Origin of the sequence: Amycolatopsis sp. MJM2582, assembly GCF_000754115.1 — a bacterium.
Lineage (GTDB): Bacteria > Actinomycetota > Actinomycetes > Mycobacteriales > Pseudonocardiaceae > Amycolatopsis > Amycolatopsis japonica.
Genome location: NZ_JPLW01000004.1, coordinates 364,527 through 385,864, shown reverse-complemented (window position 1 = coordinate 385,864; position 21,338 = coordinate 364,527). Strand labels below are relative to the sequence as shown.

Genomic DNA, 21,338 nt, shown 5'->3' with positions numbered 1-21,338 from the left:
CGTGAACCTAGACGGCACCACCGACACTTTCCTTGTCGTAGGTGAACCCGCGACCGCTATCGACGTCGGCAGGGCGCTCGCCGCTCAAGCACGTCACGCTAAGCGGAAGGGGCGACCTGCCACCGCGATAGCGGGGCCTTCGGCCGGGCGGGTTCACGTGTTCGGTCGCTCTACAGGCACATCTTCAGCTCCGTCGACCCGCTCTTGACCGGTTTGGCTTCCCCACCGACCGGTCATCGGGTCGCGAGCCGCAGAAGGGCCCAGAGTTGTCCCGCCATGTCCTGGTCTCCGCTGACCGTCACCGCCGTCGGACCCGCCCGGCCCCAGAGCCAGCGGTAGATCTTGTCCGGCTTCCCGGTGATCAGATCGTCCGCGCGCTGGGCTTCGTCGGCCGAGCACCGCCAGGCGACCGTTTCCGTGGGGCCGGCCCTGGCGATCCAGGTGTGGCCCGCGGTGCGGACGCCGACGGATCCGGTCTTGGTGCCGGACAGCCCGAGCAACGGCAGCCGCTGCCCGAACCAGAGCACCAGGGCCTCGTCGATCCCGTCGACCGCCACGTCTTCGGGGATCTCCGACACCTCCCGGCCGGCCGCGCTCTCCGCGTCGATCCGGTGGATCGTCGTCTCGTGCGCCATCCGGCGCCGCCAGAACCCGTAACTGCGGTCCGCGGGCCACCAGGTCGGCGCCAGTTCGTCCGGATCGTGCGCGGACAGCTCGGCGACGAGCTCGTCCCGGCCCTCGCGGAAGTACTCCTCCAGGGTCTGCCCCGGCCCCGGTTTGCGCTGCCAGTGCTCCGGACGCCGCCCGTCGGCGATCCAGCGACGGGTGACCCGGTACACGCTGCCCACGTGCCGGAGGACCTCACCGAGTGTCCAGCCGGGGCAGGTGGGGACCGGCGCGTCGGCGGACGCGGTGTGCGCCACTTGAGCCATCAGCTCGGTTTCGGCGCCGATCACCTCCAGGAACCTGCCCTGGTCGATCATGGCCTGCCCGGCCATCGGGCACCCCCTCTCCGTGGAGCACTAAGCCACATGCGCCGAATCACCCATCGGCAGCCCGTGCACCACTCGTCGCACCAGTTCCAGGAACACCGTCGCGGCCCGCGTCAGCTCGTCCGCCAGCTCGACGGTGACCTTGCCGGTGATACCCGCCTGCGCGGCGGCCCGCGTCGCCGAGTTGGCCGCGAAGAACGCCGCCCATTCCTTCAGCTCGGGCGCGACGGAGTCGAGCAGCACCCAGCCGCTCGCCGGCCGGGCACGACCCCGGTGCGGACGCCCGCGGGCCTCCAGTACCGCTGCGGCGCCCCGCAACGCGGCGAGATAAGCGCCGATGAACCGCTCCGCGGGATCGTTTTCCCGCTCTGCTTCGGCGAGCCCCCGCCTCGCCTGCGCGTACAAGGAGACCGCCGCGGGTGGTGCCGGCGGGCGCAACGACATGGGCAGGGCGGCCTGCGCGGTGCCCCCCGGCCTCTCGGCTTCGTCAGGGGACACGACCGAAACGGACATGACGACCCTCCTCCTGTACGTGAGCGCCGGCCGGTGCCCGGCGCCGAGGCGCTTCCCCCGCCCCCGCGCCGGGCACCTACCGGTGCGCGCTCACCGAATGTCGAACGTCTGTTCGAACAACTCCAATGTAACCCCGAAGTGCCCACTTCTTCAACCCCGTAGCCGGGTGGTCGCCGCATGTGGTGCGGGACACGGCATCGGCCACGTGATCTCATAGGCGTATGAGCACCATCGACCATCCCTCGGTGGCCAAGGTCGCGGCCGCGCTCGCCGAGGCGGGCCAGCAGGCCGCCGCGGACGGGATCCGGATCCTCCCCGCCGAAGTCCGCACGGCCGCCCAGGCCGCCGAAGCGCTCGGTGTCGAGGTCGGCGCGATCGCGAACAGCCTCGTCTTCCGCAGCCGCACCGGCGACACCGAAACGGCCCTGCTCGCCTTGACCTCAGGCGCGCACCGCGCCGATACGGGTCTCCTCGCTTCGCTGACCGGAGCCGACGAGATCGGCAAGGCGGACGCGGATTTCGTCCGCGCGCACACCGGGCAGCCGATCGGCGGCGTCGCCCCCATCGGTCACCCGAAGGCGTTGACCACCCTCGTCGACACCGCGTTACGCGCCCACGAAGTCGTCTGGGCGGCCGCCGGGCATCCGAAGTCGGTGTATCCCACGACGTTCGACGGCCTCGTGGCACTGACCGGGGGCACTCCCGCGGACGTCGCGGGCGACAGGCAGGATGGGCGCCCGTGACCGCGATGTCCTCGGAATGCACCCGCTACGTCCAGCTGTCCGCGGACGAGTTCCGCGCCCGGCTCCCCGAGGCGCTGACCATCTACGTCAACGCCATGCGCTACCCCGAAGGCACGGCGGAGCAACGCGCGCCGATGTGGCTCACGCACGCGCTGCGCGAAGGCTGGCGCTGCATGGCCGCGCTCGACGCAGACGGTGTCCTGCTCGGGCTCGCCTACGGCTACAAGGGCCGCGGCGGCCAGTGGTGGCACGAACAGGTCCGCCACGGCCTGACCCGTCGCGAGGGCCAGGCCACCGCCGAGCACTGGATGTCCGACTACTTCGAGCTCACCGAGATCCACGTCAGCCCCGAAAGCCAGGGGAAGCGGATCGGCGAAGACCTCTTGCGACGACTGCTCGACGGCGTGCCCAGCGCCCACGTCCTCCTTTCCACGCCGGAAGGCACCAGCCGGGCCTGGAACCTGTACCGGCGCGTCGGATTCGTCGATGTGCTGCGGGACTACCACTTCGCCGGGGATCCGCGGCCCTTCGCGATCCTCGGCCGGACGCTGCCGCTCTAGGGCCTGGAATACGCCACGGCGAGCGCGGCGATGAGCACCACCGCGCCGCACCAGCCCACGGCACCGAGCCGTTCCCCGAGCACGGCCATGGACAGCAGCGCGGCGGTCAGCGGTTCGAGCAGCGCGGACAGCGCGGCCAGCACCGGATGCGCGCTTTCGAGACCCCGGAAGTACGCGGCGTACGCCAGCGCCGTCGGCACCACACCGAAGTAGACGACGAGCGCGAGCACGTCGGCCTGAAGCGGCACGGCCATCCCGAACCACAACGCGGCGGGAGTGAGCGCGGCGCCGCCGATCAGGCAACCGAAAGCCGTGGTGGGCAAGGGATCCAGCCCCTCGACGCGGGTCGCGGTCACGAGTGTCAGCGCGGCGAACCCGGCCGCGGCGAGCAGAGCGAACAAAACACCGGCGACGTTGACTTCCTGCCCTGGTGTCCATTGCAGCAGCGCGAGCCCGGCGAGCGACCCGGCCAGGGACACCGCCGTCCACGCTCCGGGCAGGCGGCGGGTTTTGACGACCGTCGCGACGGCGAGCAGCACCGGCGCGCTGCCGATGGTGGTCATCGTCGCGACACTCACGGAACTCAGCGAGACCGAGGCGAAGTAGCTGGTCTGGAAGAGCGCGAACAACCCACCGACCGCCAGGAGGCGACGGCGGGCCTGTGGCGTGCGGGGAAGGCCGCGAAGGCCTCCGGTGAGCCAGAGGTAGCCGGTGGCGATCACGCCGCCGATGAGCAGCCGGTACGCGGCGACGCTCAGCGGATGGAGCCCCGCCCGGGAGGCGAGCAGGGATCCGGCGAGGCCGCCGGTCCCCCAGAGGACCCCGGCGAGGACGAGCGCGGCCGACGATCGGGCGCGCGTGGGTACGGCAACGGACATGGGGAAACGCTCCTGCGTCTGTGTCTGTCGGAAAGGACGTCGACGACGCGGGGTGCTTCAGTGCAGCACGGATCGGCCGGGCGGCGGGAACGCCGCGCGGCCGGAGACACCCCGCTCAGGAGGCGGGGGGTGGGGTGACGAGAAAGATCCGGTGCACGCGGGGAACGTATCAAGGCCGCGGTAGCGGGGGCACGTGAATTACGGCACGCGGAGGGCCAGATGTCATGAAAGGGCCGTTCCTGACATTTTTCGTCAGGAACGGCCCTTTCATGACATTCGGGGAAGGGCGGCGGCTCAGTCGAGAGCGGCCAGCATCTCCCGCAGCGTGTCCAGCCCCATCCCGCCGAGCGCCAGCGCCCGCGTGTGGAACTGCTTGATGTCGAACGCGTCGCCCTGCCGCGCGCGGGCCTCCTCGCGGGCGGTGAGCCACAGCCGCTCGCCGAGCTTGTACGACGGCGCCTGCCCCGGCCAGCCCAGGTAGCGGTCGATCTCGTCGTGCACGTGGGCCGGGTCGGTGACGGTCCGGGTGAGCATGAACTCCAGGCCCAGCTCGGGCGTCCACCGCTCGCCCTCGTGGAAACCGGTGCCCGCCGGGATCTCCAGTTCCAGGTGCATGCCGATGTCGACGATCACCCGCGCGGCGCGGAACAGCTGCTCGGACAGCATGCCGAACAGTTCGCCGTCGTCGGCGAGGAACCCGAGGTCCTCCATGAGCCGCTCGGAGTACAGCGCCCAGCCCTCGGCGTGCCCGGAGGTGAACGCGAGCAGCCGCTGGTACTTGTTCAGCGACTCCGACTGGTCGACCGCGGTCGCGATCTGCAGGTGGTGACCCGGCGCGCCCTCGTGGTAGACGGTGCTGACCTCGCGCCAGGTGGTGAACTCGTCCCGGCCCTGCGGCAGCGACCACCACATGCGGCCGGGGCGGGAGAAGTCCTCGCTCGGGCCGGTGTAGTACGCGCCGACGGTGCCGCCGGGCGGGGCGATCTTGCACTCCAGCGCCATCACCCGGTCGGAGATGTCGAAGTGCTTGCCGCGCAACGACTTCAGCGCGTTGTCGGACAGGTTCTGCATCCAGGCCTGGAATTCCGCCCGGCCACGCACGGTGTACTTGGGGTCGGCGTCGAGGGCGGCGGCCGCCTCGGCGAGGGTGGCGCCCGGTTTGATCCGGCCGGCGACCTCGCGCATCTCCGTTTCGAGGCGGGTGAACTCGGCCCAGCCCCAGGCGTAGGCCTCGTCCAGGTCGAGGGTGGCGCCGGTGAACACGCGGGACCACAGCTGGTAGACCTCGGCGCCGACGGCGTCCTTGACCGGTGCCAGCGGGGCGAGTTCGGCGCGGAGGAAACCGGCGAACTCCGCGTACGCCTCCTGGGCGGCGTGGGCGGCCTGGCCGAGTTCGGCGCGGAGCTTCTCGTCGACGTCTTTCGCGCCGGAGACGAGGGTCTCGAAGAAACCGGTCTCGTCCTTCAGCCCGGCCCAGGTTTCGGCCTGTTCGGCGACCTTGCCGACCTGCCGCAACGCCGCCACCCGGCCGGCGTCCGCGGACGCGAGCAGCGAGGTACGCAGACCGTCGAGCGCTTCGGGCACCCTCGCCATCCGGGCGGCGATCGTCGCCCAGTCCTCCGCGGTCTCGGTGGGCATGAAGTCGAAGACCATGCGCAGTTCCTGCACCGGGCTTTCGATCACGTTCAGCGCCGCGATGTCGAGGCCCGCTTCGTGGATTTCGAGGTTCAGCGCGATCCGCTCGCTGAACACGGCTTTCGCCGCGCGCTCACCGTCGTCGACCGGTTCGGCCGCGGCGATGTCGGCCAGTGCGCGCGCGGCGATCGCGGCCCTGGCCGCGTGCCCGGCGGGCGAATAGTCGGTCAGCTGGTCGTCGTATCCGGAGATACCGAACGTCGTCGCGGCGACCGGGTCGGCCGCGGCGTACTCGTCGACGTACCGGTCACAGATCTCGTGCACACTTCGCGCGGTTGAAGCCATGACCGGCACGCTACCGGGATCGCGGGCGACTTCGGTACGGAGTTACGCCCGGGCGGGGACCAGCCCGAGCCTGCTGACCACCTCACGCGTGGCCTTGGACCGGTTGAACGTGTAGAAGTGCAGGTCGGGCACGCCTTCGGCGATGAGCCGCTCACCCAGTTCGGTCACCGCGTCGATACCCGCGGCGCGGAAGGCCTTCGGGTCGTCGGCCAGCGGCTCCAGCCGGTCCAGCAGCCGCCGCGGCGCGGGCGCGCCGGACAGCTTGATGGACGTGTGCAGCGTCCGCGGCGTGGTCAGCGGCATGATGCCGGGGATGACCAGTGCCTCGCAGCCGGTGGCCGCCACCCGGTCACGCAGGCGGAGGAAGTCTTCCGGTTCGAAGAACAGCTGCGCGATCGCGAAATCCGCGCCCGCGCGCAGTTTGCGCACGAGGTACTCGGTGTCGGCTTCGAGGTTGGCCGAGCGAGGGTGGCCGTACGGGAAGGCCGAGACGCCGACGCAGAAGTCGCCGAGCGAACGCACCAGTTCGACGAGTTCCTCGGCGTAGTTCAGCCCGTCCGGATGCGGGACCCAGTCGCCGTAGACGTCGCCCGGCGGGTCGCCCCGCAGCGCGAGGATGTTCCGCACGCCGACGGCGGCGTACCAGCCGATGACGTTGCGCAGTTCCGCGACCGAGTGGTTCACGGCGGTGAGGTGCGCCATCGGCACCAGCGTGGTTTCGGTCGCGACGCGGGCGATGCTGCGGATCGTGCCGTCCCGGCTGGAGCCGCCCGCGCCGTAGGTGATCGACATGTACGCCGGGTCCAGCGGCTCGAGTTCCCGGATCGACTTCCACAGCACGGCCTCGTCGGCCGCGTCCCGGGGCGGGAAGAACTCGATGGAGAACACGGGTCCATCACCCTGCAACCGCTCGACCACCGACGTCATACGGCCATGTTAAGGGGGAATGTCCGCTGGCTGGGAGCCCCCTCTCAGGCTATGGGCGGACGAGCGGTTGCCGAGCGGGGCCCGCCTGGGGAGACTCGGTGAGGAGCACAGGGAGCCGCCATGAGCGCCGAAACCGACACCAGCTGGGATGAGGACGTCCGCGTGGCGGTCTACCGCGCGTTCGCCGAGCACGGGAGGCCGCCGACGGCCCCGGAACTGGCCGACGCCGCCCACGGATCGCTCGCGGTGGCGAAACAGGCGCTGCACCGGCTCGCGGAGCGGCGCCATCTCGTCCTCGACGAATGCGAGCACGTCGTGCTGGCGCATCCGTTCGCGGCGATCCCGCTCGGGTTCTCCGTGATGGGCGAGCGCACGTTGTGGTGGGGTGGCTGCGCGTGGGACACGTTCGCGATCCCGCATCTGGTCAAGGGCGAGCCCGAGGTGCTGGTGTCCACCCGCTGCCGCGGCTGCGGCGAACCCCAGGCGCTGATGGTGAACGACCGGACCCCGCCGAAGGGTGATCTGGTCGCGCATTTCCTCGTCCCGGTGGCGCGGATGTGGGACGACGTCGTGCACACCTGCGCCAACCAGCGCCTGTTCTGCGGTGAGTCCTGTGTGGACGAATGGCTGGCGGAAACGGGGCAGGACAAGGGTTACGTCATGGATCTGGCGACGCTGTGGCGGCTCGCGGCCGGCTGGTACGACGGCAGGCTCGACCACGGCTACACCCGCCGGGAACCGGCCGCGGCGGCCGCCTACTTCGAGCAGGCCGGGCTGAGCGGACCGTTCTGGCGTTAGACGAGGAACCGCAGCACTGCTGTGACGACCACGCCGCAGAGGATCGCGGCGAGCACCGGCACGCGCAGCACGTACGTCACCGCGATCGCCGCCAGACCGGCGCAAAGCGTCCAGTCGAGCCCGGACCAGGCCGGACCGGTCACGTCCGTGAGCACGAGCCCGGCCAGCAGCGCGGGCGCGAGCAACGCGATCACCCCCGCGAGCCGCGGCGGCAGCGTCCGGTCGCCGAGCAGGACCGGTCCCGCCGCTTTGAACCCGATGCTGACCAGCGCCACCAGGACGATCGCGAGCCAGAGCGTCATCGCCGCACCCCCAGCCCGACCAGCGCGGCGGCCGAAGCGCCGATCAGCGCGAGCCCGACCGGGACGAACAGCACCAGGATCCCGGCGAGGCAGGCGGCGAGCGCCGCGGTCAGCACCGCCTGGCGTGACCGGCGCAGTTCGTCGATGAGCAGGACTAGGAAGAAGCCGGGGAACACGACGTCGAGCCCGAACCGGGAGACGACGTCCGGTGGCGGCGCGGCCAGGACCCCAAGCACCGTCCCCAGCACCCACGCGGGCAGCTGGACGAGCGTGCAGCCGATGAGTTTCTCGCGGTCGAAGCGTCCTTCGCCGAGGTGGGCGGCGACCCATGAACCGTCGACGACGGCCTGGCCTTCCCACGCGCGGCGCAGGCGCCCGCCACGCAGGTCGGCGGCGACGGCGGCGCCCATCGGCAGGAACCGGGCGTTGATCAGGGCGGCCGCGCCGACCGCGACCGCGAGGTTGCCGCCGCCCGCGAGCGCGGTGGCCATCGCGAACTGGGCCGAGCCGGAGAACACCACGATCGAGGCGACGATGGGGGCGGCGATCCCCCAGCCGAGGGTCTGGCTGTACGCGCCGAAGGTGACACCGAGGACGAAGGTCGCGACACCCAGTCCGAGCCCGACACGGGCGCCGGCCAGATAGTTGTGCCGGAGCGTTGTCATGGTTCGACTCTAACAAGCTAAACTCGTTTTGACCATTAGGAGGATGCGTGGACGGCCATTGGGACGGGTACGACAGCATCGGCGGGAGCGTGCCGTTGGACCTGGTCAACACCGTTTCCTGGCGACGCGATCCGGCCCGGCGGGAAGACCGGCTTTCGGCGCCGGAACGGCTGTCCGAGTGGGTCGTCCTGGTCGGCGCGGGCACCGAACGGCTGGAGATCTCCGAAGCCGTCCTGGAGGCGGTGAAGGACTTCCGCGAGACGCTGTATCGCGTGCTGACGTCGGATCCGCCGGACGTCACGGCGTTGCGCAAACCGCTGCTGGCGGCGTACCGGCACGCCGAACTCACGCCGTCCCTGCCGCTGCGGTGGCAGGTGCCGCTGGTGGACGACACCGCGTTGCCGCACTTCCTCGCGTTGGCGGCCGAGGACCTGCTCCGGTCCGGGGAGCTGGAACGGATCCGGGAGTGCGAGGGCCCCGGCTGCGGCTGGATCTTCACCGACCACACGCGCAACCGGTCGCGGCGCTGGTGCAGTTCGTCGGACTGCGGGAACCGGGCGCGGGCGAAGCGGCACTACGACAAGACCCGCGTTTAGTCCTCTGAATGCGGTCCTTGCGCGTGCAACTATCGCATTCAGAGGACTAAATGCGGCGAGTTCCGCCACATTCGAAGGCACCCGACTGGGTCACGACGACGTCCTTCCCGGAGGATGTGCTCATGGACACGTCCGCCTACGACGCCGATCTGCCCGCCCACGTCGAGCGGGCGCTGGCCGGATTCCTCGAGCGCGCCGGTGCCGAAATCCGCCGCACCGAGCCCACGGTCGGGGCCGGGATCGACGCGCTGGCCGGATTCGTGCTGGGCGGCGGCAAACGCCTGCGCCCGACGTTCGCCTGGTGGGGCTGGCGCGGCGCGGGCGGCGACCCGGACGGGCCGGACGTCGAAGGTGTCCTGCAGGCGGTGGCGAGCCTGGAGCTGATCCAGGCGTGCGCGCTGATCCACGACGACCTCATCGACTCCTCCGATTCGCGCCGCGGTGCGCCGACGGTGCACATCGCGGGCGCCAAACTGCACGCCGACAGCGGCTGGCTGGGGTCGCCGAGCACGTTCGGGCTCGCGACCGCCGTCCTGGTCGGCGATCTCGCGCTGGCCTGGGCCGACGACATGTTCGGCGAGGCCCCGCTCCCGCCCGCGGCCCTCGCGGCGGCGCGGCCGGCGTGGCGCGCGATGCGCACCGAGGTGCTCGCCGGGCAGTACCTCGACGTCCGCACCCAGGCCACCGGCGACGCCTCCCCCGAGGCGGCGCTGCACATCTGCAAGCTCAAGACGGCCGCGTACACCGTCCAGCGCCCGCTGCACCTCGGTGCCGCGCTCGGCGGCGCCGACGACGCCCTGATCGCGACGCTGCGCGAGTTCGGCGACGAGGTCGGCGTGGCGTTCCAGCTGCGGGACGACCTGCTCGGCGTGTTCGGCGACCCGTCGGTCACCGGCAAGCCCGCGGGTGACGACCTGCGTGAGGGCAAGCGAACGCTGCTGGTCGCGCTGGGTCTCCAGCGCGCGGCCGAACAGGGCAAGGACGCGGCGGCGAAGGTCATCTCCGACGCCATCGGCGACGCGCACCTGTCCGAAGACGCCGTCGAGACCGTGCGCGAGGCACTGCAGGACGTCGGCGCCGTCGACGCGGTGGAACGCCGTATCGACGAGCTCACCGACTCCGCGATGGCCGCGCTGGACCGCGCCCACCTGGCCGAACCCGCCCCCGCCGCGCTGACCGGACTGGTCGTCAAGGCGACCCAGCGGACCTACTGATGCGCACGGTCACCGGTCCGAGTGACCACGTGGTGGTGATCGGTGGCGGGCTCGCCGGGCTGTCGGCGACGCTGCACCTGCTCGGCGCCGGACGCCGGGTGACCCTGCTGGAGCAGGACAAGACTCCCGGCGGCCGGGCCGGACAGGCGGATTTCGGCGGCAACACCGTCGACACCGGCGCCAGCGTGCTGACCATGCCGGAACTGCTCGACGAAGCCTTCTCCGCCGTCGGCGAATCCCTGGCGGACAACCTCACGCTGACGCGGCTCGACCCCGCGTATCGCGCGCGGTTCGCCGACGGGAGCACGATCGCCGTGCACACCGAGGCGGCGGCGATGGAGGCCGAGATCCGCGAGGCCGCCGGTCCGGCCGAGGCCGAGGGCTACCGGCGGCTGCGGCGCTGGCTGACCGAGCTGTACGCGGTGCAGAAGGACCACTTCATCGGCGCGAACTTCGATTCGCCGTTCGATCTCGTGCACCCGGAGCTGGCGAAACTGGCCGCGCTGGGCGGTTTCGGACGGCTCGGCCCGAAGATCGGCGGGTTCCTGCGCGACGACCGGGTGCGCCGGCTGTTCTCCTTCCAGGCGCTCTACGCGGGGCTCGATCCGGCGCGCGCGATCGGCGCGTACGGCGTCATCTCCTACATGGACACCGTCGGCGGCGTCTACTACCCGTCGGGCGGGATGGGCGAGATCGCGCGGGCGATGGCGAACGCGGCCGAACGCGCCGGCGCGGAGCTGCGCTTCGGCACCGAAGCCGCTTGGCTGGAAAGGGTTTCCTCGCGGGTGCGCGCGGTGCGGACCCGCACGGGTGAGCGGATCCCTTGCGACACCGTGGTTCTCGCGACCGAACTCGGCACCGCGTACCGGCTGCTCGGTGCCCGCCCCCGGCGTCCGCTGCCGCTGCGGTACTCGCCGTCGGCCGTCGTGCTGCACGGGCACGCGCCGAAACCGTGGCCGGATCTGGGCCACCACACCATCTTCTTCGGCCATGCCTGGGAGAAGACGTTCTCGGAGATCATCCGCGAAGGCAAGCTGATGAGCGATCCTTCGCTGCTGGTGACCCGGCCGACGGCGACCGAACCGGCCCTCGCCCCCGGCGGCGACCAGGTGATCTCGGTACTGGCCCCGGCGCCGAACCTCACCCGGGGCAAGATCGACTGGCACCGGGTCGGGCCCGCGTATCGCGCGGAACTCCTGCGCACGCTGGAAAACCGCGGCCTCACCGGCTTCGCCGACGACTTCTCCGTCGACGAGATGATCACCCCGGCGGGCTGGGCGGACCGCGGGCTCACCGCGGGCACTCCGTTCTCGCTCGCGCACACCTTCGCCCAGACCGGCCCCTTCCGGCCGGGGAACCTGATGCGGGCGGTGGACAACGTCGTGCTGGCAGGCTGCGGGACCACGCCGGGTGTCGGCATCCCGCCGGTGGTGATCTCCGGCAGGCTCGCGGCGGGAAGGGTCACCGGCCGATGAGCGAACTCGACGCCGCGGGCATCACCGAACCGGCGTTGCGGGCCGCGTACACCGAATGCCGCCGCGTCAACGCGCACTACGGCCGCACCTTCTTCCTCGCGACCCGGCTGCTGCCGCCGCGGACGCGGCCGTTCGCGCACGCGCTGTACGGCTTCGCCCGCATGGCGGACGAAGTGGTCGACAATCCCGCGCCCGGCACCGATCCGGCGGTCGCGCTGGACGACGTCGCCGCGATGGTCGCGCAAGTCTTCGACGGTGACACGCCCGCTGATCCGGTGCTGACGGCGCTCGCCGACACCGTGCGGCGCCACAGCCTCGACCGCGACCTGTTCGACGCGTTCCTGCGGTCCATGGCGATGGACCTCAAGATCACCGAGTACGCGACCTACGCCGACCTGCGGGAGTACATCCACGGTTCGGCCGAGGTGATCGGCCTGCAGATGCTGCCGATCTTCGGCACCGTCGTCCCGGTCGAGGAAGCCGTACCCGGCGCCGCCGCGCTGGGCGAGGCGTTCCAGCTGACCAATTTCCTGCGCGACGTCGGCGAGGACCTCGACCGGGGGCGACTGTACCTGCCGACCGAAGAGCTGGCCGCGTTCGGCGTCGACCGTGAGCTGCTCGAATCCTCCCGCGCCCGCGGCCTGCCCGACCGGCGGGTGCGGCGCGCGCTCGCCGTCGCGGTGGCCCGCAACCGGGCGGTGTACCGCCGCGCCGAAGCGGGCATCCCGTTGCTGCGCGAGGAAGCCCGCGACTGCGTGCGGACCGCGCTCGTGCTCTACGAAGGCATCCTCGACGAGATCGTGGCCCTCGGGTACGACGTGCTGAACACCCGCGCGGTCGTCCCCCGCCGCCGCCGGCTGGGTGTCGCTCTGCCGAGGCTGTTGGCGAGCAAGTGGAGCAACTCCAGGCTTAGGCTGCGATCATGACTTCTGCTTCGAACAGGAAGATCCGGATCGGCGTCCAGCTTCAGCCCCAGCACGCCGAGTACAAGGCGATCCGCCGGGCGGCTTCGGAGGCCGAAGACCTCGGTGTGGACATCGTCTTCAACTGGGACCACTTCTACCCGCTCTACGGCGAGCCCGAAGGACTGCACTACGAGTGCTGGACCATGCTGGGCGCTTGGGCGGAGTCGACGTCGCGGGTCGAGATCGGCGCGCTGGTGACGTGCAACAGCTACCGCAATCCCGAACTGCTCGCCGACATGGCCCGCACCGTCGACCACATCTCCGACGGACGGCTGATCCTCGGCATCGGCTCCGGCTGGTTCGAGAAGGACTACGACGAGTACGGCTACGAGTTCGGCACCGCGGGCGGGCGGCTCGACAACCTGGCCGAGGCGCTCCCGCGGATCGAGAGCCGGTTCGGCAAGCTGAACCCGGCGCCGACCCGCAAGATCCCGGTGCTGATCGGTGGTGGCGGCGAGAAGAAGACGCTGCGCCTGGTCGCGAAGCACGCCGACATCTGGCACGGCTTCGGCGACCCGGAGGTGGTGGAGCGCAAGGTCAAGATCCTCGACCAGCACTGCGCCGACGTCGGGCGCGACCCGAAGGAGATCGAGCGTTCGGTCGCCGTCGACGGTGAGCCCGAGGAACTCGGTCCCAAGCTGCTGGACCTGGGTGTCTCGCTGTTCACCGTGGCGACCGGCGGGCCCGACTACAACCTGGACAAGCTGCGGTCCTGGATCCAGTGGCGGGACAAGCAGCAGTCCTGACCCGCTCGCAAATGTCATGAAAGGGCCGTTCAGGACGTTTCTTGTCCTGAACGGCCCTTTCATGACATCCGGGACCGATCGCGCCGGTGAGCCGCCACCCGCTCCCGAGTGGCGCACCGCGTCGAGCAATACCGCCGCGGGCTCCCACCGCCCAAGTGCGCGAACGGCTTCCCGCAGCCCGAAGCAGCACATAACCCGCCCGGCGGCGCCTGACGGTCCGCCAGCAGCACGGCCAGCGCCAGCGCGGACGACGTCACCAGCCACGCGCCCCACGGCCCGTCGTCGTCGGCGTCCACGTGGAGATGCCAGCCGAACCCGTCCGCGTGATCGGTCAGCCGCGGCGGATGCGCGTAGCGGGCCAGCAGCCGGTTGAGCACGTCGGCCGCCTCCGCGACATCCCGCGCCGCGAACACCTCCCGTAGTTCCGCGGCCGCCTCGCGCAACGACGCCACATCCGACGGCGCCAGCTCGACCGAGGTCTCCCCGTGCGCTTCCAGCACGGCACGGACCGAGGAAGCCGACGGATCCGGTGCCAGCAGCACGACCATCAGATCCACCGCCCGCTGCGCCGCCGCCCGCGCCGACCGGCCGGGCAGGAAATCCCGCTGCGCTGAAGTCATATCCCACTGTAACGTCTCAGCTATGAGAAGCCGTTACAGGCTCGCCGTCTACCTGACCGGCGCGACGGTCGCCAGGACCGGCGACGAGCTGTCCGGGCCTGCGTTGCTCCTGCTGGGACTGAGCGTCGACGGCTCGGCCGCCACCGGATCCGCGCTGCTCGCGGGCCTGACGATCTCCGCGGCGGCGGGTGGGCCGCTGCTCGGCGCCCTGCTCGACCGCAGTCCCCGGCCGGGACGGCTGCTGGCGTGGGCACTGCTCGCGTACGCGGGCGGGCTCGGCGCGGTGCTCACGCTGGTCGAGCTCCCCGCGGCGATCGTGGTGGCCGTCGCGGCCGGGCTGCTCAACCCCGCGTTGGCGGGCGGCTGGACGGCGCAGCTGCCGCAGGTCCGCGGCGGCACACCACTGGAGCGGGCGAGCACGCTGGACGCGATGACGTTCACCGCCGCGAGCCTGGCCGGGCCGGGACTCGCCGGGCTCGTGGCCGCGTACGCCGGCGCCCCGGCCGCCGTGGCGCTCGCGATCACGCTGGTCGCGGCCGCCTTCCCGGCGGCATGGTCGCTGCCCGCCACCGAGGCGAAGCCCACGAGACCGATCCGCCGTCAGCTCGCCGACGGGTTCGCGGTCCTCTTCCGCAACCGCGCGCTGCTGCGGGCCACCGCGACGTCCACCGTGTCCTTCGTCGGTATCGGGATCGCCGTGGTCTGCTATCCGCTGCTCGGCGCCCAGCGACTGGGGAATCCGGGGTTCGGCGCGCTCCTGCTCACCGTGCTGGCCGCCGCGTCACTGGCCGCGAACGCCGTGCTGGCCCGCACGCCACCGCAGCCGGATCGCACCGTGTTCGCCAGCACCGTCCTGCTGGGCGCGAGCTTCCTGCTCGCGGCGGCAGGCCACGGCGTGGTGCTCCTGCTGGCCGCCGCCGTACTCGCCGGTTTCGCGGAAGGGCCCCAGCTTTCGGCGCTGTTCACCATCCGGCATCGCGAAGCACCCGCGGCGGTGCGAGCTCAGGTTTTCACGACGGCGGCGAGCGTGAAGATCACCGGGCTCGCGGTCGGAGCCGCGGTCGCGGGGCCGTTGAGTGCACTCTCCGTAACCGCCGCGCTGGGTGCCGCGGCGGGGTTCCAGCTTCTCGCTGCTGCGGCGTATGTACTGGTCAGAACGTCCGGGCGGACTAGAACGCCATCGCCTGCGCGCGCCGTTTGACCTCGGTGCCGTGGCTGGTGCGGAGCGCGTTGACCGGGGTGGTCCCGGGCAGGGTCTCGTCCTCGGCGAAGAGCCAGCGCAGCATCTCCGTGCGGCTGAACCCGGAGTCCGCGAGCACGGTGATGGTGCCCGCCAGGCCCTTGACCACGCCGTCCTTGACCAGGAACGCGGCCGGGACGTACAGCTCGCCCTTGCGCCGGACGGCGATCAGGTGGCCGTCGCGCAGCATCTGGCGGACCTTGTTGGCCGAGACGTTCAGCGCGGTCGCGACCTCCGGAAGCGGGAGAACGGCCACATCTGCATCGAGAACGTCGTCGGCGACGGGAATACCACTCACAGGTGACACTGTGCCACATTCCGTCTCCCCCTCCGTTAGTGCGCATGGGTGACGGCCACGAGTCATGACGGACAGTGCCCGCATGGTCACGGATACCGCCAATTCGACGAAATGCAGGGAATCGTGATCCCCGGCGACCCAGGTCCCGTACACCAGAACATGGGTACTTCCGTACGATCCATAGCCGTGACACGCACGGACCCCACGCTGGTGGGCACTCTGCTCGAGGGCCGCTACCGGGTGGACAAGCTGCTCGCACGCGGTGGGATGTCGTCGGTGTACCGCGGCGTCGACACCCGCCTGGACCGCCAGGTCGCCATCAAGATCATGGACCCGCGGTTCGCCGACGACAGGTCCTTCGTCGAACGCTTCGAACGGGAAGCCCGTTCGGCGGCCCGGCTGCACCACCCGCACGTGGTGGCGGTGCACGACCAGGGCTTCGACACCCCCGGCGGCGAGGAGTCCGGCCGCGCGTTCCTGGTCATGGAACTCGTCGACGGCGGCACCCTGCGCGAACTGCTCGCCGAACGCGGTCCACTGGACGTCGCGCTCGCGCTGAGCATCACCGAACCGGTCCTCTCCGCGCTGGCCGCGGCGCACGCCGCCGGTCTGGTGCATCGCGACGTCAAACCGGAGAACGTCCTCATCGGCCGCGGGGGAACCGCTCTGTCGGGTGGTGTGGTCAAGGTGGGCGACTTCGGGCTGGTCCGCGCGGTCGCGAGCGCGGGCACCACGAGCTCGAGCGTCATCCTCGGCACCGTCGCCTACGTCTCGCCCGAGCAGGTCGCGACCGGCGCGACCACCTCGCGCGGCGACGTCTACTCGGCCGGGATCCTGCTCTACGAAATGCTCACCGGACGCCCGCCGTACACCGGCGACACCGCGCTCTCGGTGGCGTACCGGCACGTCAACGACGACGTCCCGCGCCCGAGCGAGCTGCGGCCGGGGATCCCGCCGCAGCTGGACGAGCTGATCCTGCGCGCCACGCGCCGCGACCCCGAGCAGCGACCGGCCGACGCCGCGGCGTTCCTCGCCGAGCTGAACCATCTGCGCACCGTCCTCGGCGTCCCGGCGGTCCCGGTGCCGGTCCCGCTGCCCGCCGACGCCGACCGCGAGACCGACGCCGAGCGCACCACCCCGGCATCCCCGCCGTCCCCGCGGTGGCTCCGGCCGCCGCCGCGACGACCGTGCTGCCCCCGGTCGCCGAAGCGACCTTGCCGGTCACCGGGCCGCGCGGAACGCAGGCGCTGCACCGCGAGCCGCAGATCCCGGCCGCGCAGCCGCCCCGCACGCCTCCCCCGCGGCCCAAACCGGCCGTCGGCGACGAGCAGCCGGGGTCACGCAAACGGCTCTACCTGATGATCGCGGCCGCGGTACTGGTCCTCGGCGGTCTGATCGGCGCGTTCGCCTTCATCCTCAACGACTCCGGCCCGACGTCGTCGTCGGTGCCGAAGCTCACCGGGATGAACCAGGCCGCCGCCGGTGACGCGCTCCGGTCGGCGAAGCTGACCCCGGCCTACACCGAGGAGTACAGCGACACCGCCGCCCAGCACACGGTGATCCGCTCCGACCCCGCGGAGGGCACGTCGCTCGCGCCGGGCGCCACGGTCAACGTCGTGCTGTCGAAGGGCCGTCCGATCGTGCCCGACATCCAGGCCGGGACGAGCCAGCAGGACGCGGAGACGGCGATCAAGGCCGCGCAGCTGACGCCGGTCCAGGGCGAGCAGGAGTACAGCGACGTCGCCAAGAACAAGGTGGTCCGCGTCGATCCGGGCCCCGGTTCGCAGCTGAACATCGGCGGGCAGGTCACGATCATCCTGTCCAAGGGTCCCGAGCCGCTGCCGCCGGTCCCGGACGTCACGGGCCAGAGCAAGGACGCCGCGTTCCAGATCCTGCAGCAGGCGGGCTTCCAGCCGTTCCAGGCCGGCGAGGAGTTCTCCGACCAGTTCGCCGCCGGTCAGGTGATCCGCACCGACCCGAAGGGCGGCGGCAAGGCGAGCAACCGCCGGATCGGCGTGTTCGTTTCGAACGCCGTCGAAGTACCGAACGTGACCTTCAAGCGGATGGAGGAGGCGATCCAGATCCTGAAACAGGCGGGTCTGGAGCCGGACCGTCAGGGTCGCGGAAACGGGAACGGTCACGGCGGCGGAAACGGTGGTTTCGACTTCGTCCTGGAGCAGGATCCGCAGCCGGGCACCAAGGTGCCGAAGGGCACGAAGGTGAAGATCAAGGGCTTCGGGTGACGCGAAAGGTGCTTTGAAACCGTTCAGTACCGGCATGGTCATCGGCTACCGTGAGCGCATGGTGGTAGTCGACGGCGTGAACGGCAGGTCGGACAGCTTCACCCCGCGTTCCGCCGCGCCACGATGAGCTTCTTCACGGACGGTCCGCGCAGCCGCCCCCTGTTCCCGGTGCCGGAACAGGAGCTGTTCGGCTACAACGGCCGCCCCTGGGTGGAGACGCCGCACGAGTACATCGTCCCGGCGATCCTGCCGTGGTCGATGCCGCTGGGCCGCGCCGAACGGACCATCGTGGCGCTGCGTGGCATCGAGGTGTGGCCGGAGTCGGTGTCCTTCCAGCTGTCGGTGTACTCGCGGGATCTCCTGCTCGACGAACCCGGCGAAGGACTGATCGACCACCGCCGGGTCCCGGACTACAACGCGCTGCTGGTCGGGGTGCTGTTCCCCGACGGAAGGCGGGCCAGTTCGGAGACCATCTCCGTGCCGTCGGCCACCAAACCGGATCAGCCGGTGCTGCGCGCGCAGGGGCTGGGCGGTTCGGCGTTCCATGTCGACCACGAGATCTTCCTCTGGCCGCTGCCGCCCGACGGGCCGCTGGAGTTCATCGTCCAGTGGCTCGACCGCGACATCGAGGAGTCGCGCACCTCGCTCGACGGCACCGCGATCCGCGACGCCGCCAAGGAGGCGGGCGAGATTTGGCCCGGCCTGCCCGCCCGGAAATCGCACGGGCTGCCCGTCCGCCGGGTCGGGGCTCAGGCGATGATCACCCCGGCTTGGCCCGCTCAGGCCCCGCCGCCCCTGCCTCAGCCGCAGCGATCGTCCCCGCCACCCGCTTCGGACCAGCCGCGGGGCGCTCCGCTGCCGACCCGCCTCCCCCGCCGGGCCCGCTGACGCGTCGGCAACCCGTATCTCGCGTGTTCCAGGCCGTATCTCGCGTGATTGAAGCCGGAACGTCTCCAATCACGCGAGTGACGGCTTCAATCACGCGAGATACGGCTCAGCGGAAGGCTTCGACGTTCGCCACCGCCCACTCCGCGTAGGTGACGCCGGGCCGGCCGGTGAGTTCCTGGACGACGCCGGTCGGCTTGTCGGGGTTTTCGGTGAAGTACGCGAAGCCGTCGAGCAGCCACTCGGCGATCTCGGCCGGGACCCCGGCGGCCGCCCACTGCTTGTTCGCCTCTTCCCTGGTGAGCTCCTGGAAGACCACCTCTTCGCCGAGCGCGGCCGAGATGGCGGCGACCTGTTCGCGCTGGCTGATCGCAGTCGGCCCGCTCAGCGTGTGCTTCTTGCCGACGTGTCCCTCGGTCAGGATGACGTGCGCCGCGACGGCGGCGATGTCCGCGAGGTCGATCGGCGTCATCCGTGCCTCGGGGTAGGCCTCGCGGACCACCCGCTCGGCCTTGATCGTCTCCGCCCAGCCGAGCGTGTTGTTCATGAACGCGCCCGGCCGCAGGAACGTCCAGTCGAACTCCCCCTCCCGGACGGCCTTCTCGATGATCGCGTAGTCCACGCCGCTCGAGTTGTCCGCCGGGTCGTCGGCGTTGCTGCCCGACAGCGCCACCACGCGGCGCACCCCGGCCTCCTTCGCCAGCTTCACGAAGTCGTCCACCTTCGCCGCGAGCGGCGCGAGGTACACGGTCTCGATGCCCTTGAGGGCTTCCGGCAACGTCTCCGGCTTGCCCAGGTAGCCCTTGGCGACCTCCACCTGCTCGGGCAGTGCCGCCTTCGCCGGGTTGACGGTCAACGCCCGCACCGGCGCCCCGGCCTTCACCAGTTCGTCGACGAGCAGCCTGCCGACGCTTCCGGTCGCACCGGTCACCAGGATCGTCACGATTCCCCACTCCTTTTCGTACGCCCTACGGGATCAGTTTAACCGTACAGCATACGAGAATGTAGAATCCAGCTTCACGGCCGAGTGGAGTGTGGATGGACTTCGAGCGCAGCCTCGATCTGTTGTGGCGTGACCGCGGCGAAGCCCGGCAGCCGACCAGGGGACGAAAACCCAAACTGACCCTCGACCAGGTGATCGCCACCGCCGTCGCGCTCGCCGACCGGGCGGGCGAGGCGACCGTGTCGATGAGCCAGATCGCCAAGGAACTCGGCGCGGGCACGATGACGCTCTACACCTACGTCCCCGGCAAGACGGAACTGCTCGATCTCATGGTCGACTCCGTGCTCGCCGAACGGAACCTCCCCGGCCCCGGCGACCCGCGGCCGGACGGCTGGCGCGAACAGGTGCGGCTCTACGCCGAGCGCACACTGGCCGTGTTCCGGGCACACCCGTGGCTGCGTTCGACGTCGATGGTGCGGCCGGTGCTCGGGCCCGGACTGATGGCGGGCCAGGAGTACGTGATCGCGGCGGTGTCGGACATCGGGCTGCAACCGCGCGAGGCGGCCGCGGCCGCGAACAGCATCGAGATCTACGTGCAGGCCAACGCGACGCTTTTCGCCGAGACGGCGCAGGTCGAGCAGGAGACCGGGGAGTCGACGGACGCCTGGTGGGGGCAGCGGTCGGTGTTCTGGGAGAAGTACTTCGACGTGGCGCGGCATCCGGCGATGACGCGGATCTGGGAGAGCGGCGGCTACGACGCGGACACCTGCGAAGCCGCCGACGAGACCTTCGCGTTCGGCCTGGAACGCATGCTGGACGGCATCGAAGCCCTCGTCACCCGCTGAGCGCCCCGCATTTCGTCCTCTGAATGCGGTAGTCGGGGATACGAACTATCGCATTCAGAGGACGAAACGCGTCAGGAGACGGTGGGCAGATCGGGGGCCGAGACGTCGAAGACCTTGCCCTCGCGGGTGAGCAGCGCGGCCAGGACCTTCGCCTTGCGTTCGGTGTCGGCCGAGGTCCCCCACCGCACGGTCTTCCCGTCGGCCAGCGCGAACTCGACGCTGCCGGGGGTCTTCGCCGTCGCGGTGGTGACCTGCTTGAGCAACTGCTGCGGGATCACGCCGAGGACGCCGGTCACCGCGCGGGTCACCGGGTCGTCGGCCGACACCGACGGCAGCTTGAGCTCGGGCAGCCCGGCGGGCCGTTCCTTGACGGTCTTGAACACCACTCCCCCGCCGTCGACGAGGTGCACGCCGTCGCCGCCGGGCCCGCTGTCGAAGAACGCGATCGCGGTCCGCTCGGTCACGGTGATCTCGAGGGTGCTCGGCCACGACCGGGAGACGTCGACGGTCGCGATACCGGGCATCTGCGCCACCTTGTCGCGGATCTCGTCGGTGTCCAGGCGCAGCATCGGCTTCTGGTCCGGCACCGCCGCCGCGGCGCGGATCTGGTCCGCGGGCACGGAGCTCGCCCCGACGACGTCGACCTGCCGCACCCCCAGCATCGAGCTGAACCACAGCAGGTAGACGAGGGCGACGGCGGTCAGCACCGAAAGCAGCGCGACCCAGCGCCGCCGCAGCTCCTTGTGCCGGGTCGGCCGGGCGGAACGGCGGCGGTCGTCCATCGACCGCCTGCCGCGCCGCTGCTTCAGGCGTTGAGTCCGTTCGGCCCGTGGGGTCCGCTTGACCCGTTCGGAGCGCGGACGCCGACCGGGTTCGGCCGGGCGGCGGCGTTCCCCGGTCTGTGTCATGG

22 protein-coding genes and 1 pseudogene are annotated in these 21,338 nt (G+C 71.0%); 12 read left to right on the top strand and 11 right to left on the bottom strand.

Going from position 1 to position 21,338, the window contains the following annotated elements:
* Positions 1-233: 233 nt before the first annotated feature.
* Positions 234-998, bottom strand: a complete 765-nt coding sequence (locus ED92_RS27120) for a maleylpyruvate isomerase family mycothiol-dependent enzyme (protein ID WP_037343236.1) — start codon at positions 996-998, stop codon at positions 234-236.
* A gap of 24 nt (positions 999-1,022) precedes the next feature.
* Positions 1,023-1,505 carry an SAV_6107 family HEPN domain-containing protein gene (locus ED92_RS27115; RefSeq protein ID WP_037343234.1) on the bottom strand — a complete coding sequence of 161 codons (483 nt, stop codon included), beginning with the start codon at positions 1,503-1,505 and terminating at the stop codon, positions 1,023-1,025.
* A gap of 221 nt (positions 1,506-1,726) precedes the next feature.
* Between ED92_RS27115 and ED92_RS27110 the strand changes: the two genes are divergently transcribed.
* Both ED92_RS27110 and ED92_RS27105 read left to right on the top strand, forming a co-directional pair.
* Complete coding sequence (locus ED92_RS27110; RefSeq protein WP_037343231.1) at positions 1,727-2,248, top strand: YbaK/EbsC family protein; 522 nt, start codon at positions 1,727-1,729, stop codon at positions 2,246-2,248.
* Positions 2,245-2,808, top strand: coding sequence for an N-acetyltransferase (locus tag ED92_RS27105; RefSeq protein WP_037343229.1), 564 nt, complete (start codon positions 2,245-2,247; stop codon positions 2,806-2,808). The genes ED92_RS27110 and ED92_RS27105 overlap by 4 nt, the downstream gene beginning before the upstream one ends.
* Here the strand turns inward: ED92_RS27105 and ED92_RS27100 are convergent.
* From ED92_RS27100 to ED92_RS27090, 3 genes are all read right to left on the bottom strand, one after another.
* Positions 2,805-3,686, bottom strand: a complete 882-nt coding sequence (locus ED92_RS27100; RefSeq protein ID WP_037343228.1) for a DMT family transporter — start codon at positions 3,684-3,686, stop codon at positions 2,805-2,807. The two genes, ED92_RS27105 and ED92_RS27100, sit on opposite strands and share 4 nt — an antisense overlap.
* A 294-nt stretch (positions 3,687-3,980) precedes the next feature.
* The gene (locus ED92_RS27095) at positions 3,981-5,666 is read right to left on the bottom strand and encodes a DUF885 domain-containing protein (protein WP_037343227.1); all 1,686 of its coding nucleotides are present in this window, start codon (positions 5,664-5,666) and stop codon (positions 3,981-3,983) included.
* 42 nt (positions 5,667-5,708) lie between these two features.
* Positions 5,709-6,593 carry a methylenetetrahydrofolate reductase gene (locus tag ED92_RS27090; protein WP_037343226.1) on the bottom strand — a complete coding sequence of 295 codons (885 nt, stop codon included), beginning with the start codon at positions 6,591-6,593 and terminating at the stop codon, positions 5,709-5,711.
* Positions 6,594-6,713: 120 nt separating this feature from the next.
* Between ED92_RS27090 and merB the strand changes: the two genes are divergently transcribed.
* Positions 6,714-7,391, top strand: a complete 678-nt coding sequence (gene merB / locus ED92_RS27085) for an organomercurial lyase (RefSeq protein WP_037343225.1) — start codon at positions 6,714-6,716, stop codon at positions 7,389-7,391.
* Here merB and ED92_RS27080 read toward each other — a convergent pair.
* Positions 7,388-7,693: an AzlD domain-containing protein gene (locus tag ED92_RS27080; protein ID WP_037343224.1), complete on the bottom strand. Its 306-nt coding sequence runs from the start codon at positions 7,691-7,693 to the stop codon at positions 7,388-7,390. The two genes, merB and ED92_RS27080, sit on opposite strands and share 4 nt — an antisense overlap.
* The gene (locus ED92_RS27075) at positions 7,690-8,358 is read right to left on the bottom strand and encodes an AzlC family ABC transporter permease (protein ID WP_037343222.1); all 669 of its coding nucleotides are present in this window, start codon (positions 8,356-8,358) and stop codon (positions 7,690-7,692) included. The genes ED92_RS27080 and ED92_RS27075 overlap by 4 nt, the downstream gene beginning before the upstream one ends.
* Before the next feature lie 47 nt (positions 8,359-8,405).
* Between ED92_RS27075 and ED92_RS27070 the strand changes: the two genes are divergently transcribed.
* The 5 genes from ED92_RS27070 to ED92_RS27050 all read left to right on the top strand — a co-directional run bounded on the left by ED92_RS27070 (position 8,406) and on the right by ED92_RS27050 (position 13,354).
* Complete coding sequence (locus ED92_RS27070; RefSeq protein ID WP_037343220.1) at positions 8,406-8,954, top strand: CGNR zinc finger domain-containing protein; 549 nt, start codon at positions 8,406-8,408, stop codon at positions 8,952-8,954.
* 122 nt (positions 8,955-9,076) lie between these two features.
* The gene (locus ED92_RS27065; RefSeq protein WP_037343219.1) at positions 9,077-10,168 is read left to right on the top strand and encodes a polyprenyl synthetase family protein; all 1,092 of its coding nucleotides are present in this window, start codon (positions 9,077-9,079) and stop codon (positions 10,166-10,168) included.
* On the top strand, positions 10,168-11,643 hold the full coding sequence (gene crtI, locus ED92_RS27060; RefSeq protein ID WP_037343218.1) for a phytoene desaturase family protein: 1,476 nt from the start codon (positions 10,168-10,170) through the stop codon (positions 11,641-11,643). The genes ED92_RS27065 and crtI overlap by 1 nt, the downstream gene beginning before the upstream one ends.
* Positions 11,640-12,569 carry a phytoene/squalene synthase family protein gene (locus ED92_RS27055; protein WP_037343217.1) on the top strand — a complete coding sequence of 310 codons (930 nt, stop codon included), beginning with the start codon at positions 11,640-11,642 and terminating at the stop codon, positions 12,567-12,569. The genes crtI and ED92_RS27055 overlap by 4 nt, the downstream gene beginning before the upstream one ends.
* On the top strand, positions 12,566-13,354 hold the full coding sequence (locus ED92_RS27050; RefSeq protein ID WP_037343216.1) for an LLM class F420-dependent oxidoreductase: 789 nt from the start codon (positions 12,566-12,568) through the stop codon (positions 13,352-13,354). Before ED92_RS27055 ends, ED92_RS27050 begins: the two co-directional genes overlap by 4 nt.
* A gap of 59 nt (positions 13,355-13,413) precedes the next feature.
* Here ED92_RS27050 and ED92_RS27045 read toward each other — a convergent pair whose 3' ends face one another.
* Positions 13,414-13,974 (bottom strand): CGNR zinc finger domain-containing protein, encoded by a 561-nt coding sequence (locus ED92_RS27045; RefSeq protein ID WP_052120889.1) that lies wholly within the window; start codon positions 13,972-13,974, stop codon positions 13,414-13,416.
* Between the two features lie 22 nt (positions 13,975-13,996).
* On the opposite strand from ED92_RS27045, the gene ED92_RS27040 reads away from it, so the two are divergent.
* On the top strand, positions 13,997-15,175 hold the full coding sequence (locus tag ED92_RS27040; protein ID WP_037343215.1) for an MFS transporter: 1,179 nt from the start codon (positions 13,997-13,999) through the stop codon (positions 15,173-15,175).
* On the opposite strand, the gene ED92_RS27035 is transcribed toward ED92_RS27040, so the two are convergent.
* Complete coding sequence (locus ED92_RS27035; protein WP_037343213.1) at positions 15,144-15,512, bottom strand: Rv2175c family DNA-binding protein; 369 nt, start codon at positions 15,510-15,512, stop codon at positions 15,144-15,146. The genes ED92_RS27040 and ED92_RS27035 overlap by 32 nt on opposite strands.
* Before the next feature lie 186 nt (positions 15,513-15,698).
* Here ED92_RS27035 and ED92_RS27030 point away from each other — a divergent pair.
* Positions 15,699-17,755, top strand: a pseudogene (locus ED92_RS27030) (PASTA domain-containing protein).
* A 123-nt stretch (positions 17,756-17,878) separates the two neighbouring features.
* Positions 17,879-18,643 (top strand): hypothetical protein, encoded by a 765-nt coding sequence (locus ED92_RS27025; protein ID WP_037343212.1) that lies wholly within the window; start codon positions 17,879-17,881, stop codon positions 18,641-18,643.
* Positions 18,644-18,749: 106 nt separating this feature from the next.
* Here ED92_RS27025 and ED92_RS27020 read toward each other — a convergent pair whose 3' ends face one another.
* Positions 18,750-19,583 carry an NAD(P)H-binding protein gene (locus tag ED92_RS27020; RefSeq protein ID WP_037343210.1) on the bottom strand — a complete coding sequence of 278 codons (834 nt, stop codon included), beginning with the start codon at positions 19,581-19,583 and terminating at the stop codon, positions 18,750-18,752.
* A gap of 95 nt (positions 19,584-19,678) precedes the next feature.
* Between ED92_RS27020 and ED92_RS27015 the strand changes: the two genes are divergently transcribed.
* Positions 19,679-20,428, top strand: coding sequence for a TetR/AcrR family transcriptional regulator (locus tag ED92_RS27015; RefSeq protein ID WP_037343208.1), 750 nt, complete (start codon positions 19,679-19,681; stop codon positions 20,426-20,428).
* Between the two features lie 71 nt (positions 20,429-20,499).
* Here the strand turns inward: ED92_RS27015 and ED92_RS27010 are convergent, their stop codons facing one another.
* Entirely contained in the window at positions 20,500-21,336 is an 837-nt protein-coding gene (locus ED92_RS27010) for a cell division protein FtsQ/DivIB (RefSeq protein WP_037343205.1), read from the bottom strand.
* Positions 21,337-21,338 lie beyond the last annotated feature (2 nt).